General features: G+C 30.6%; 12 protein-coding genes and 1 rRNA gene (1 of these 13 cut by a window edge). 3 read left to right on the top strand and 10 right to left on the bottom strand.

What is annotated here, in order from left to right; translation table 11 throughout:
• The 3 genes from BMSBPS_RS03305 to rluD form a co-directional block, all read right to left on the bottom strand.
• Nucleotides 1-63: ribosomal RNA gene (locus BMSBPS_RS03305) — 16S ribosomal RNA — on the bottom strand; it reaches 1,483 nt to the left of the window's first position.
• A 395-nt stretch (nt 64-458) separates the two neighbouring features.
• On the bottom strand, nt 459-3,029 hold the full coding sequence (gene clpB, locus BMSBPS_RS03300) for an ATP-dependent chaperone ClpB (protein ID WP_022564186.1): 2,571 nt from the start codon (nt 3,027-3,029) through the stop codon (nt 459-461).
• 538 nt (nt 3,030-3,567) lie between these two features.
• Nucleotides 3,568-4,542, bottom strand: a complete 975-nt coding sequence (gene rluD, locus BMSBPS_RS03295; RefSeq protein WP_022564185.1) for a 23S rRNA pseudouridine(1911/1915/1917) synthase RluD — start codon at nt 4,540-4,542, stop codon at nt 3,568-3,570.
• A 146-nt stretch (nt 4,543-4,688) separates the two neighbouring features.
• Between rluD and bamD the strand changes: the two genes are divergently transcribed.
• From bamD to pheA, 3 genes are all read left to right on the top strand, one after another.
• A complete protein-coding gene (gene bamD, locus BMSBPS_RS03290) occupies nt 4,689-5,435 on the top strand; it encodes an outer membrane protein assembly factor BamD (RefSeq protein WP_022564184.1) in 747 nt (248 codons plus the stop codon).
• Between the two features lie 258 nt (nt 5,436-5,693).
• Nucleotides 5,694-5,885, top strand: coding sequence for a hypothetical protein (locus BMSBPS_RS03285; RefSeq protein ID WP_046201175.1), 192 nt, complete (start codon nt 5,694-5,696; stop codon nt 5,883-5,885).
• A 288-nt stretch (nt 5,886-6,173) separates the two neighbouring features.
• Nucleotides 6,174-7,331, top strand: a complete 1,158-nt coding sequence (pheA, locus tag BMSBPS_RS03280) for a bifunctional chorismate mutase/prephenate dehydratase (RefSeq protein WP_046201174.1) — start codon at nt 6,174-6,176, stop codon at nt 7,329-7,331.
• Nucleotides 7,332-7,376: 45 nt separating this feature from the next.
• Here the strand turns inward: pheA and tyrA are convergent, their stop codons facing one another.
• From tyrA to ffh, 7 genes are all read right to left on the bottom strand, one after another.
• Nucleotides 7,377-8,495: a bifunctional chorismate mutase/prephenate dehydrogenase gene (gene tyrA / locus BMSBPS_RS03275; protein WP_046201173.1), complete on the bottom strand. Its 1,119-nt coding sequence runs from the start codon at nt 8,493-8,495 to the stop codon at nt 7,377-7,379.
• Nucleotides 8,489-9,583: a 3-deoxy-7-phosphoheptulonate synthase gene (locus tag BMSBPS_RS03270; RefSeq protein WP_022564180.1), complete on the bottom strand. Its 1,095-nt coding sequence runs from the start codon at nt 9,581-9,583 to the stop codon at nt 8,489-8,491. Before BMSBPS_RS03270 ends, tyrA begins: the two co-directional genes overlap by 7 nt.
• Nucleotides 9,584-10,166: 583 nt before the next feature.
• Entirely contained in the window at nt 10,167-10,514 is a 348-nt protein-coding gene (gene rplS, locus BMSBPS_RS03265; protein ID WP_022564179.1) for a 50S ribosomal protein L19, read from the bottom strand.
• 104 nt (nt 10,515-10,618) lie between these two features.
• On the bottom strand, nt 10,619-11,362 hold the full coding sequence (gene trmD, locus BMSBPS_RS03260) for a tRNA (guanosine(37)-N1)-methyltransferase TrmD (protein WP_022564178.1): 744 nt from the start codon (nt 11,360-11,362) through the stop codon (nt 10,619-10,621).
• A gap of 41 nt (nt 11,363-11,403) precedes the next feature.
• Entirely contained in the window at nt 11,404-11,949 is a 546-nt protein-coding gene (rimM, locus tag BMSBPS_RS03255; RefSeq protein ID WP_046201172.1) for a ribosome maturation factor RimM, read from the bottom strand.
• A gap of 2 nt (nt 11,950-11,951) precedes the next feature.
• Nucleotides 11,952-12,218: a 30S ribosomal protein S16 gene (rpsP, locus tag BMSBPS_RS03250; RefSeq protein WP_022564176.1), complete on the bottom strand. Its 267-nt coding sequence runs from the start codon at nt 12,216-12,218 to the stop codon at nt 11,952-11,954.
• A 128-nt stretch (nt 12,219-12,346) separates the two neighbouring features.
• Complete coding sequence (gene ffh, locus BMSBPS_RS03245) at nt 12,347-13,708, bottom strand: signal recognition particle protein (protein ID WP_022564175.1); 1,362 nt, start codon at nt 13,706-13,708, stop codon at nt 12,347-12,349.
• Between the last annotated feature and the right edge of the window lie 1,342 nt (nt 13,709-15,050).

Raw genomic sequence — 15,050 nt, 5'->3', positions numbered from 1 at the left:
GACTTGCATGTGTTAGGCTTGCCGCCAGCGTTCAATCTGAGCCATGATCAAACTCTTCAATTTAAAACCCGATTTACTTTGCATTCATCATAAAGTACAGACTATTTAAGTTAAATTTTTATACTCAATAACCCATTAACTTAACAGACATCTGTATCTATAATATTCTTGATAGCTATCAGCTAGTACTCACATAGATTGTCTGAATAAATTTTTAAAGAATTATAATACATAGTACATTTATTAATTGAAACTGTAATAAGCATTACAGTTTTTGTTTTCAAAGTCAATTTTTTTAAAAAATTTCTTAATACATCCATCTTAGGTAATTCAGTACACTAGTTTATTTACTAATTCAGATAGTGACATTTAAAAAAACTAAATTATTAATTTTTACAAATAATTGTTTTGTCCTATACAACTTTTGTTATGATAACTTTTTTGATTTATTAATTCAACTACTGACAAACAATTATTTTATCATTGTTTACATCTATGGTAATGATTTTATCTGTAATTAAATCACCTGAAAGAATTTTATGCGCTATTGGCGTTTCAATTTTATCCTGAATTACTCGTTTTAAAGGACGTGCACCATAAATTGGATCATAACCATTTTTACCAAGAAATTTAAAAGTTGACTCAGAAATATTTAAATGATAGCCTTGTTCTGCTAAACGTTCATATAAATGCTGTATTTGAACCTTGGCAATAGAAGCAATGTGATTTTCTTGTAAAGGGTGAAAAACGACCACTTCATCGATACGATTAATAAATTCTGGACGAAAATGTTGCCTAACAACTGACATCACTATTTGTTTCATTCCCATATAATCCAATAAGCTACATTTCTCTTGTATTAAATCAGAAGCAAGATTAGAAGTCATAATAACTACAGTATTACGAAAATCTACTGTATGTCCTTGACTATCGGTTAGACGACCATCATCTAAAACCTGCAATAAAATATTAAATATATCAGGATGTGCTTTTTCTATCTCATCTAATAGAATCACTGAATAAGGACGACGACGGACTGCTTCTGTTAAGTATCCTCCTTCTTCATAACCGATATAACCTGGTGGTGCACCAACCAAACGCGACACAGAATGTTTTTCCATAAATTCAGACATGTCTATGCGGACCATTGCATCATTTTTATCAAATAAAAAATTAGCTAAGGATTTACATAATTCAGTTTTGCCAACACCAGTAGGTCCTAAAAATAAAAATGAACCTATCGGACGATCAGGATCAGACAAACCAGCACGGCTACGACGAATGGCATTTGATACTGCTTCAATAGCTTCATGTTGACCAATAACTTGTCTATGTAATGATTGTTCCATACGTAACAATTTATTTCGCTCACTTTCCATCATGCGTGCAACTGGAATACCAGTCCAACGTGCTAAAACGTCGGAAATTTCTTCATCTGTTACACGATTACGCAAAAGTTTCATAGGCTTATGTTCGGATTGTATGGATTCTAACTGTTTTTCAAGTTCTGGTATCTTGCCGTATTGTAATTTAGACATTAATCCTAGATCACCTATACGACGAGCTTGTTCCAATGAAAAACGAGCTTGTTCAATTTTCCATTTGATGTTTTGAACATCAGATAAAGATGCTTTTTCCGCCTTCCATATTTTTTCTAATTCAATGTATTTGCACTCTTTTTGGTCGAGTTCTGATTTGAGAATTTCAAGTCTTTTAATGCTGGCTTCATCCAACTCTTTTTTCATTGCCTCCTGTTCTAATTTTAACTGAATAATACGACGTTCAAGTCGATCCAATAATTCTGGTTTAGAATCAATTTGTAGACGAATACTAGATGCAGCTTCATCGATTAAATCAATTGCTTTATCAGGCAGTTGACGATCTGTAATATAACGATTTGATAGAGTTGCAGCAGCTACAATTGCTGGGTCGGTAATTTGTACATGATGATGTAGTTCATAACGTTCTTTAAGTCCACGTAAAATAGCAATAGTATTTTCAACTGTTGGTTCTGCAACAAATACTTTTTGAAAACGACGTTCTAGAGCAGCGTCTTTCTCAAGATATTTTCGATATTCATCTAACGTAGTTGCACCTATACAATGTAATTCCCCTCGAGCTAATGCTGGTTTAAGCATGTTACCAGCATCTATTACACCTTCTGCTTTACCAGCTCCAACCATAGCATGTAGCTCATCAATAAAAAGAATAACATTACCTTCTTGTTTAATAAGCTCATTCAATAAATTTTTTAACCGCTCTTCAAATTCACCACGATATTTAGCACCAGCTATTAAAGAACCCATATCTAAACTTAGTACACGACGACCTTTGAGACCTTCTGGTACCTCACCGTTAATGACACGTTGCGCTAAACCTTCAACAATAGCAGTTTTACCTACGCCAGGTTCACCTATTAATACAGGATTATTTTTAGTGCGACGTTGTAATACTTGAATGGTACGGCGAATCTCATCGTCACGGCCAATGACTGGATCAAGTTTTCCCTGTTCGGCATAAGTTGTGAGGTCGATGGTATATTTTTTTAAAGCTTCACGCCGCTCTTCAAAATTTTGATCATGCACTTTCTCTCCCCTTCGTAATTGATTAATACTATCATATAATATTTTATGCGAAGCACCAGCAGTTTTAAGTAAATGTGCTAATAAACCTCGCGAATCAAGTGCTGCTAAAATAAACCATTCGCATGATATAAATTTATCACCATTTTTTTGTGCTAATTGATAACATAAATTTAGTGTGTTAAGCAAATCAGATGATGAATGTATATCACCAGCAGTTCCTTCTACTTTTGGAAGTTGATTAAGAGATTTTTCAAGATTAATACTAAGGTTCGAAACATCAATACCTGCAGTTTTTAACAATATATGTACCGACTCATTTTCCTCTTTAAGTAATATATTCATGACATGAATGGGTTCTATAAATTGATTTTCATGTCTTAAAGCAAGAGATTGAGCCTCATCAAGTACTAACTGAAATTTATTAGTAAAACGATCCAGACGCATCGTTCCTCCCATTCAATATTCAATTTACATTGAAAATAAATTAAGATCAAAGATTAAAAATCTTAAGTTAAATCTAAGTGATTTTAATTAGAATGCAAAAAGTAATTTGAATATTAAAAATATTACTATAATAATACTTAAATTTATCTATGTAAGTTATAGCATAAAATGCTAATAATTTAAGGTGTTTATGATCTACAAGCAAATAGAGCAATAAATATTAATTATATACATTAGATCCCAACCAATTCCTAAGAATTAGGAACTTGCCTAAATTTTATATACTTAAAGAAATAAAACTATGTTGGTTTTTTCTGGAAGAAATATATATGCCGCTAGCAAATTTTAATTTTATTAAAGTGTTTTAAATGTTCATAAACCAACTATAACATATATATATCAATGTATTATGATAAAAATATTAAATAATGCTTTTTTGATAAACGTTTCATTTTGTATCAATAAACGATTTTAATATCTTAAAGTTAATTTAAAAACGTAAAGTACATTAAGCACAATAATTATATTATTAATTCACTTATATTCCGTTATATGGAAAATGATTATTTTTATCAATCCTAAGTATATTAGTCAAATCCATCATATCTTTTGGTATAGGAGCACACCATTCCATGGCAATATTACTCTTTGGATGATAGAAACGCAATATTTTAGCATGTAATGCTTGTCTATTAAAATTATATGATTTACTAATCACTTCTTCAGATGCTCCTTTTTCGGGTTTATACCTACTATAAAGTGGATCACCTACTATAGGATGATTTAAATGTGCCATGTGTACTCGAATTTGGTGCGTACGACCAGTTTGTAAACGTAAATATAAGCGAGTATGCAAACGAAAATTTTCTATAATGCGATAATATGTAACAGCTGGTTTGCCCATGGAATTTACAGACATATATACACGTTTTTTAGGATGACGTCCTATTGATGCGTTTACTACACCTCCAACAGTTATCACACCTACTACTATCGCTTCATATATGCGCACAATTTTACGTAACTTAAGCATTTCCATTAGACGAACTTGAGAAGAAATGTTTTTTGCTACTACCATCAATCCAGTTGTATCTTTATCAAGACGATGCACAATACCAGCACGTGGTACATTATTAATCAACGGAAAGTGATAAAGTAGTGCATTAAGTAAGGTATTGTTAGAATTTCCAGCACCAGGATGTACGACTAAAGCACTTGGTTTGTTGATCACTAAAATATCATCATCTTCAAACAAAATATTCAATGGAATGTTTTGTGCTTTCCAATCATTGTCTTCTTTAATTTCAGCATGAATTACAATATGCTCACCCCCTGATATTTTTTTGTCAGGCTTATCGATCACAATGCCGTTAACGTTAACACGATAACTTAAAATCCACTGTTGTATTTGGGAACGTGAGTACTCATTAAACAATTCTGCTAAGGCTTGATCTAGTCGCTTTCCAAGTTGCGTCCTGGATATTTCCGCGGTAAGTTTAACTTTTTGTATCATATACAATGTCTTTATTTAAGATTAAATTTTCAAATATAAACCATATAATCTAATTATACTATGTTATGCTAAATTTAGTCATAAAGTGAAAACAGTATAAATGAATTATTTTATAGTATAAATATTTTAAGGATAATGATGTTATTATGATATATAAAAAACATTTAATTTTAATCATCATACTAAATTTAGGAATAGTTGATTGTGCTGATTTATCGTTTCCTTTACCTAAAATGCTCCCTTCTGAAATTTACGAAACAGCACAAAAAAAGTTACAAGCTAATAATTTTCAAGACGCAATTACACAATTGGAAATACTAAACAATCGCTACCCATTTGGACCTTATTCACAACAGGTACAACTAGATTTAATCTATGCTTACTATAAAAATAACAATTTTTCTCTTGCACAGACAGTCATTAAAAATTTTATACATCTAAATTCGACACATGCTAATATTGATTACGTCATCTATATGAAAGGACTTATTAATATGACGTTGGACCAAAAAATTTTCTGGAGTATTTTAAAGATAGTTGATTCGTCGGATCGTGATTCAAAATACGCTCTTGATGCTTGGCATGACTTTTTAGAGCTGCTACGAAAGTATCCTAAAAGCTATTATGCTGCTGATGCTTATAAACGTCTAATTTATCTTAAAGAACGTATAGCTAAATATGAACTTCAAGTAGTAGAATTTTATATAAATCACAGAGCCTATATTGCTGCTGTTAAACGTGTTGAAAGTATGCTGAAAAATTATCCAGATACCCTATCAACCTATAAGGCATTACCATTAATGGAACATGCTTATTACCATTTAAAAATGCCAGAAGAAGCAAAAAAAGTAACCAAAATAATTGCTTTTAATAATCGTTTTCGAATCAATTAATAAATGAAATAGCAGATTTAATCTTAACCTTTTAAAATATAAAAACAAATTTTGATTAGTTAAAGTAAAGATCATTCAATGTGATTTAGATCACATCTTTGCTTAATTGTTTACCTTATTATAAATTTGTTAGAGTACACATGGCATAGAGGTTTTATTATGATTCTAAAAATTCCAATAACGTATTTAAATAACTGAAATTATTATTAATAATCTGAATTTTTTCTCGAAATATTGGAAAAATGGCACACCCATTTTATGAATCTGAATATTATGATACTATCAAAGTACTCAAAAGAATTTGGAGTGCATGCTATTATTAACATGCTTCATGGTATACTAGTTACTAGTTCAAAACATGATGATGATGTATACATAGCGATTAAAAATGTAATGAATATACCAAATAAGATAACTACCAAGGTGCATTATAAGTATAAGTCACGTTGAGCTATCAATAATATAAAAAATTTTGGTCTAGTTGAATAAAACTTTTTAAACAAATTATTGTGAAATTGATTTCATTTTCTACTGAATGTTTATTTTTTAATATTGAATACATTAATTATTTAGAATAAAATATTTTATTATTTACTTATGGTGATATTGACGTATCTTTAACTTTTTTAAATTAAAAGATAATGTTTCATTTTAAGATGGAAGATGAAGGAGAAAATGAATAATAAAGCCTCCAGCTTGGAGGCTTTATTATTAAATAATCTTTAACAGGTAAATCCTATGAATCTTGAACATCCATTGCTTATTTTACGAGATAAAATAAGCAATCTTGATAGAAAATTATTAATGTTACTGGCTAAACGTCGTTCGCTAGTGATACAACTAGCTAAAGAAAAACTTTTTAGACATCATCCTATTCGTGATATTGAACGTGAACATACCCTATTTGAAAATCTAAGCATACTAGCTAAAAAATACCAACTTGATATACATCATATTACACGTTTATTTCAATTAGTTATTGAAGATTCTATTCTTACGCAACAAGTAATATTACAAAAAAATATTAATCATCTACATACTCATGAACCCCGCATTGCATTTCTTGGTCCTAAAGGATCATATTCACATCTTGCAGCGCGAAAATATGCTTCATATCATTTTGATTTAATAGTAGAAAATAATTTTTTAAAATTTGACGACATCATACAAGCAGTTGAAAGTGGACAAGCAGATTACGCGATCATGCCAATCGAAAATACTACTTCCGGTTCAATTAACGATGTTTATGATCTACTACAAAAAACTACTCTATCAATCATTGGTGAAGTGATTATCCCAATTGAGCACTGTATATTAGTAAATAATACTGATTCAACTTTACAAACTATTGAAATAGTCTACAGTCATCCTCAGCCATTTCAACAGTGTAGTCTATTTGTTAATCGTTTTCCACAATGGAAAAATCAATACACTGAAAGTACAGCAGCTGCTATGGAAAAAGTTGCTCATATGAACTCTCCTAAAGTTGCTGCGCTTGGTAGCGAAGCAGGAGGAAAAATTTATGGATTAGAGGTACTAGCGAGAAATGTAGCTAATCAATATCAAAATTATACACGATTTATTGTATTAGCACGTCAACCTATAGAAGTATCTATACAAGTTCCTGCAAAAATAACATTGATAATAGCAACCGGCCAACAAGCCGGCGCACTAGTTGAAGTACTTTTAGTGTTACGTAAATATGATTTTATAATAACAAAATTAGAAAATCGTCCTATTAGTGGTAACCCGTGGCGAGAAATCTTTTATATTGACATACAAGCTCATCTACAACTAGATACTATGCAGACAGCATTACAAGAATTAAATAAGTTAACACATTCACTTAAAATTCTTGGATGCTATCCATGTGAAAAAACAGTACCAATTGAATGATGTTTATAAATTTTTATTGTTATAAAAACGTTTTTTACTAAATGATTAACGATTATCATTAGCCGAACTTAACATACTACGACTTTCTAATAAAAAATTAGCGGCATAATCTCCAAACCAGCGTTCAATTCGCTTAAAGTTCTTAATAAATCCCTGTTTATCTTCTTCCTCAAGTAATGAAATGGCCTTACCAAAACGTTCATAGTAACGTTTAATAAGTGCTAAATTATTTTCTGACGCCATAATAATATCTGCGTATAATTGAGGGTCTTGTGCGAATAAACGACCTACCATAACCAATTCAAGACGATATATAGGTGAAGAAAGAGCTAAAAGTTGATCAAGATTAACATCTTCCTCTGATAAATGTAGACCATAAGCAAAAGTCGTAAAATGACGCAATGCTTGAATAAATGCCATATTTTGATCATGTTCAATAGCACTGGTATGGTGCAAACGTGCACCCCAAACCTGTATCTGTTTAAGAAACCATTGATACCTTTCCGGATAACGACCATCACACCAAATAACTAACTGTTTTGCTAAACTACCACTGTCCGGACCAAACATAGGATGTATTCCTAGCACTGGACCACTATGCACGGCAAGCATTGCTTGCAAGGGACGCTTTTTAATTGAAGCTAAATCAACAAGAATGCAGTCTGATGGCAATACAGGCAGTTGAGAAATAATTTTTTCAGTTAAATAGATCGGTACACTAATAATTACCATGCCAGCATCGTGTAACAAATCTTTTGCCCTTTCCCAATCATCTTTATCAAAAATACGAACCTGATAACCTGACAAAAGGAGCATTTTTCTAAACAAACTGCCCATTTTACCTTGTCCTCCTACAATCACTATTGGACGTAATAATGGGTTTAACGTCTTAAAACCTTTTTTATTTTCATGCACATAAGACTCTCGCATTAAACGACGTAATACATCTTCAATTAAATCTGGAGAAATACCTAAGGATTTAGCTTCCTGACGCCGCAAAGCAAGCATACTTATTTCACGTTCTGGAATATAAATTGGTAAACCATGCTGACTTTTTAATTCACCTATTTCAGCTACTAATTCAAGACGTTTAGCTAATAACGCAAGAAGTGATTTATCAACTTCATCAATTTTATTACGTAATACAGTTAATTTAGTTAACATGAAAACTCATTACGCCTCATATGGCAACGTACTGACAGCACGTTTTCAAGTTCCTGATATATCTTATACAATAAAAGTTCAGTGGTTTTCATGCTAATACAAGCATCAGTTACTGATACTCCGTACTTCATTTCACTGCGTGGTTGTTCAGAAGACTGGTTTCCTTCATGAATATTACTTTCTAACATTAAACCAATGATAGAACGGTTTCCATTTTGAATTTGTGAAATAACAGATTCCGCTACGCTGCACTGTCGACTATAATCCTTGTTAGAATTACTATGACTGCAATCTATCATTAAAGCTGGACATAGACCTGCTTTTAGCATTTCTTTTTCGCATTGTATAACATCTTTTGGACTATAATTTGGCGCTTTTCCGCCTCGAAGAATAATATGTCCATCTGGATTGCCTTGAGTTTGTAACAAACAGACTTGACCAGCTTGATTGATACCTACGAAGCGATGTGGCATTGCAGCGGCACGCATTGCATTAATAGCTGTACCAAGACTACCATCAGTACCGTTTTTAAAACCAACAGGCATAGAAAGACCTGAAGCCATTTCACGGTGTGTTTGAGATTCTGTAGTACGTGCACCTATTGCTGACCAACTAAATAGATCACCAAGGTATTGTGGGCTATTAGGATCTAAGGCTTCTGTTGCTAATGGTAAACCTATTTCTATTAAATTGACCAATAACTGACGCGCAATATGTAAGCCTCCTTCCATATCAAAAGAGTTATCCATATAAGGATCATTAATCAGACCCTTCCAGCCTATAGTAGTGCGAGGTTTCTCGAAATAAACACGCATAACAATATATAGCTGTTTGTGCAGCTTATTAGAAAGACTATATAATTGAATAGCATAATCTAATGCTGCTTCAGTATCATGAATTGAACACGGACCACAAACTACTAATAAACGTGGATCTCGACCAGCAATAATGTCTGCAATAATTTGGCGAGAGGTTGTAATCTGAGCTTCTTGAGATGAAGTAACCGGAAATTTGGCCTTTAATTCCTGAGGGGTAATTAAAATTTGTTCATCAGCAATGTGCACATTATTTAGTGCGTCTCTTTGCATAATAGCAATCCTATATTACTTTAATGATTATTTACAATTTTGCACCCTAAAACATGTCATTACTTTATTATATCATGTACATGATTCAATCTATTCGTTTTATTGTTTTAGAAATACTTGCAACTAGCTATATAGTTAAATATTTTTAATTATTAGATATTATCTATAATATTAAATATAAAAATATTATTTTAAATTTAATTACTGATTAAAATTGATTGAAAATGGATTCAATACTATGTGAACGAAAAATAATTTTAGTTAACTTAAAAACTATTTAATAATTAGGCCGTAAATTTTGATAGATATTAACTCAGTATATTTTTATTACATATAGATGAACTTAGAAATAATCATTTTATTTTTTTTAAAGCATAACTTAAATATTATTTATATATATATCGCTAATATTGTAAATATATTTTCTAAATATTTTCATCTTTATTTCAAAACAATTAAGTAAACTAGATAATTAAGAAAAAAGAGGTTGTTCTATAAAATATCATAACACAGACAATTTAATAAAATTTAAATAATGTTATTTCTAATTTAATTATTTAAAACCACTTCTTATTTCTAACTTCTAATTGAGACGTTCTTTGATACGTGCAGATTTACCTGTGCGGTGACGTAAGTAATATAGTTTGGCCTTACGAACAGCACCGCAACGTTTAACAATGATATTATCAATAACCGGCGAGTGAGTTTGAAAAACACGTTCAACACCTTCACCGTTGGATACTTTCCTAACCGTAAAAGTAGAATGTAAACCACGATTACGAATAGCAATTACAACTCCATCAAATGCTTGAACACGTTTTTTAGAACCTTCTACTACCCATACCTTTACTTCTACCGTATCACCTGGACGGAAAAAAGGAACATTTTGCTTTATTTGTTCGGTTTCAAATTCTTTGATAATTTTATTCATGATTCATGCTCTTCTTATAATTACAGAAAACAAGAAAAAATTTAAATTTCCTTCCTACATTATTGATTGTATCATATTACTGTTTTAATAGCATAGTGCTGTTTTTATTGCTTTTGATATTCAAGCTGAAATTCATTTAATAACCTTTCTTGCTCTTCAGTTAGAAGAAGATGTTCTAAAAGATCTGGTCTTTTCAACCAGGTACGACCGAGGGATTGTTTCAAACGCCAAGATTGAATATTTTCATGATGACCTGAAAGTAATATCGGCGGAACCATACCCATATCTTCCAGCATTGCAGGTCGAGTATAATGTGGATAATCTAATAAACCATTCGAAAACGATTCTTCATCAGCCGATGCTTTTTTACCTAATACATTTGGGATAAACCGAGTGATGCAGTCAATCAAGATCATGGCTGGCAGTTCACCTCCAGTAAGAATGTAATCGCCGATTGACCATTCTTCATCAATTTCTGAGTGAATTACTCTTTCATCAATACCTTCATAGCGACCACATACTAAAATTAATTTTTTATTAGCTGCTAATTCGAATACACCAGGTTGGTCAAGTTTGCGTCCTTGAGGAGAAAGATAAACAACTTTAGCTCCTTCACCTACTATTTTTGCCGCATGAATAGCATCACGTATAGGTTGTGCCATCATTAACATGCCAGGCCCGCCTCCATAAGGTCGATCGTCTACAGTACGATTCCGATCGTATGCAAAATCACGCGGAGTCCAACTATCAATATGTAATAGACCGTTCTTTATTGCCCGACCAGTTATACCGAACTCAGTAATAGCATAAAACATTTCTGGAAATAGGCTAATAACACCAATCCACATCGGACACCATATATAACTTTAGAATTAATATTGTTTAGACACTAAAAACTAGGATGCCAATCTACTGTAATCATGATATGTTTAATATCAACTGTTTTGATAACATTAGGTTCAATAAATGGAATCAATCTTTTTTTAACATTAAAGGCATCTTTTTCATTGGCTTGTACCACGAGTACATCATTAGAACCAGTTTCTATCAAGTCAACAACTTTTCCCATTTTATAGTGTTGAAGATTAACTACATTACAACCTATTAAATCTTTCCAATAATAACTACCGTTTTGAAGTATATCTAATTGATTAGAATCAATTGTAATTTTGCAATTAGTTAATTTTAATGCAGCATTCCTATTATTGATATCTTTACATTTAATAATTATACTATCGTTATGATACTTCCATTTTTCTAATTCAAGACATTTCCTTTTACGATTTTGAGAGCACTGGATAAACCAAGGCTTATAATTGAAAATATTTTCGATTTTTTCAGTAAAAGAAAACATTTTTATCCATCCATGAATACCGTAAGCTGTACCTATTTTACCTATAACCAATTCATTCATAATATTTTTTTTACAACTCATTGTTACTTGTTACTAATATTAATATGTCTGCTTTGTTCTTTTTTTACTAAAGTATTAACACGTCTTGAAAGCGTTGCCCCCTTATTTATCCAATACATTACACGTTCAAAATTCAGATGCATATTTTCAGATTTTTTGGAAAGGATAGGATTTAAAAAACCTACGCGTTCAATGAAACGACCATCGCGTGATTTACTAGAATCACTTACAACGATTTGATAAAAAGGTCGCTTTTTAGAACCATGACGTGCTAAACGAATAGTTACCATAACATCCTCTTAATATTTATTTTCTTAAAAATGGAAAATGAGTATATACAAAAACTGATAAGAGTTTTTCATTTGACTGTGATAATACAACAATAAATATTATTTGTAATTTTTCGCTAAACGCTAAATTAGTGACCAAGAAATTTAGGAGGTATTATTCCCTTCATGGCACGTACTGCATTAGTAATATTATTTTTTTTCATTTTCTTCATCATTCGCTGTATATTATCGAACTGTTTTAATAAACGATTTACATCCTGTACTTGTAAACCGCAACCCATAGCAATACGTCGTTTACGTGATCCCTTAATGATTTGTGGATTTTGACGTTCTGTATGTGTCATAGAATTGATGATTGCTTCCATACGCATTAATACTTTTTCATCTAGTTTTGATTTAAATGTATTCGGTAATTGACTGATACCGGGTAACTTACCCATTAACTTAACAATACCACCCATTTTTTGCATTTGTTTTAACTGTTCTAAGAAATCATTTAAATCAAAACTTTTACCAATTTTGATCTTTTTAGCAAATTTTTCTGTTTGAATTTTGTCTACTTTGCTTTCAATATCCTCAATTAATGATAATACATCACCCATACCAAGAATACGTGATGCAATTCTATCTGGATAAAATATCTCCAGCATATCATTTTTTTCCCCAGTTCCTAGAAATTTAATCGGTTTTCCAGTAATATGACGAATTGATAGAGCTGCACCACCGCGTGAATCACTATCAACTTTGGTTAATATTACTCCAGTAAGCGATAGTATCTCGTTAAAAGTATTAGCAACATTTATTGCATCTTGGCCATTCATCGCATCAACTACAAGCAGCGTTTCTACTGGATTGATTACAGTATGTACCTGTTTAATTTCATTCATCATTACTGGATCAGTATGAACACGACCAGCGGTATCTATTAACAGCACATCATAAAACTGAACTATGGCCGATTTTAAAGAATTTTTTGCGATTTCAACGGGTTTTTCATTAGGATTAGATGGATAAAAACATACGCCGGCTTGCTTCGAGAGTAATTCTAATTGCTGCATTGCAGCAGGACGGTAAATATCAATTGAAGCTACTAAAACTTTTTTTTTGTGCTTTTCTCGCAGAAACCGACCTAGTTTAGCAACACTAGTAGTTTTACCTGAACCTTGCAATCCAGCTATTAACACTACAGCTGGCGGGTTAACGTTAAGGTTAAGCGTATTATTTTCAGCTCCCATTGTAATTATTAATTCATTACGAACAATTTTGATAAATTCTTGACCAGGTGTCAGACTTTTATTGACATCTTGACCAATCGCAATTTCTTTAACACGGCTGAGAAATTGACGTACTACCGGTAACGCTACATCTGCTTCTAACAATGCCATACGTACTTCTCGCATTGTATTGTTTATATTGTCTTCAGTTAGTCGTCCACGACTACTGATATTGCGCAAAGTTTGCGACAAACGATGAGTTAAATTGTCAAACATATGCTCTCACTTTGTAAATTTAACAATTAAGATCTCTCGCGCTTTACTCATACAAAATAAATTCAAGACAAGGAAAGTGTGAGTGATCTTAATTGTTAATTAATTTTAATATCATAAACAGGTCATTTTTTAAATCTACTCACACTTAATAATCATCAAACTTTATATAATGTGAATATTACATTTTCAATATAAAACAATAATTTTTATAATTTATGTATGAGTAAACACATACTATAGTAAATTACACTAATTAAACACTATATCATATATAATACTTAAAATTATAGCTGTATGTTCAATTAATTTTAAAAACATAACTATGCATCTTTACATATATACATAGCGTATGCTCATACTATGACTGTTAATTAACTTTAAGTTAAAGTCTTCATAATTTTGATGACACATTAAATTGAGTTTACATCGAAATTTATTTTTTATGTTTAATACCCATGATGTTAAGACGGATCAATTATTGTACTATAATCTTTTCTGAATTAGAAGTAATTGATTTTTAAATCAATATAAAAATATATATATCAAGTATCTTTTTTCATATTTCTTTTGTCTTGAACTAACATTGTAAAATTTAAAATTAATTTAAAAAAAATAAATACTTTTACAGATTTTTTGTATTTAACAATATAATCTAATTATCCATAAACATAATATAAAATGTAAAATATAAAATGTAAACACACCTATAAATAAAATATTATTAATTATAATCAAGGTAAAATATTAAATAAAAAAATAAATTAATCATGGTATTATAAGATAATAATCTACTAAAAAATATGACATTATATAATAATGTATGTTTGCTAGACATAGAAATATAACAATAAAAAAAATAAAATTTTCTCTAATTAATAATCTTAAAACATGCTGATAATTATTATTTATCTTATAATTGTTTTCTCATCCTGATCAATATCTTATATATTTCACTACATAATGCAATTTATAATTCCTACTAAAATTTAATTTTCTATTATTTTTTATAATATACTTCATCACTTTTTTTATTATCTTTTTCAAGAATGCGTAGAATGCTTGTCTTTGTTTAGTTAATATACGCTTACTTAAGAAACAAGATAGAACTATGTATAGTAATATTTCAACTACATTTAGTGATTTTGCAAATTTACTATTAACAACTCTATAAATTTATTGTTAAGTTATTTTTAATACAGCTAAATATATTAAAAGTGTTTATTTTTTAGTAAATAATATTGCAGTTAATTGATAAGAATTTAATTCTGTATAAATTTAAATGTGTTAATCAATATGCTATTAGTAATGTTCATAATTTCTAATATGTTGGAAGAAAATTATT

The organism is Candidatus Pantoea carbekii (assembly GCF_000971765.1).
Taxonomy (GTDB): Bacteria; Pseudomonadota; Gammaproteobacteria; order Enterobacterales; family Enterobacteriaceae; genus Pantoea_A; species Pantoea_A carbekii.
Note: the sequence above shows the minus strand (reverse complement) of the source record. Positions and strands in the feature narration are given on the sequence as shown.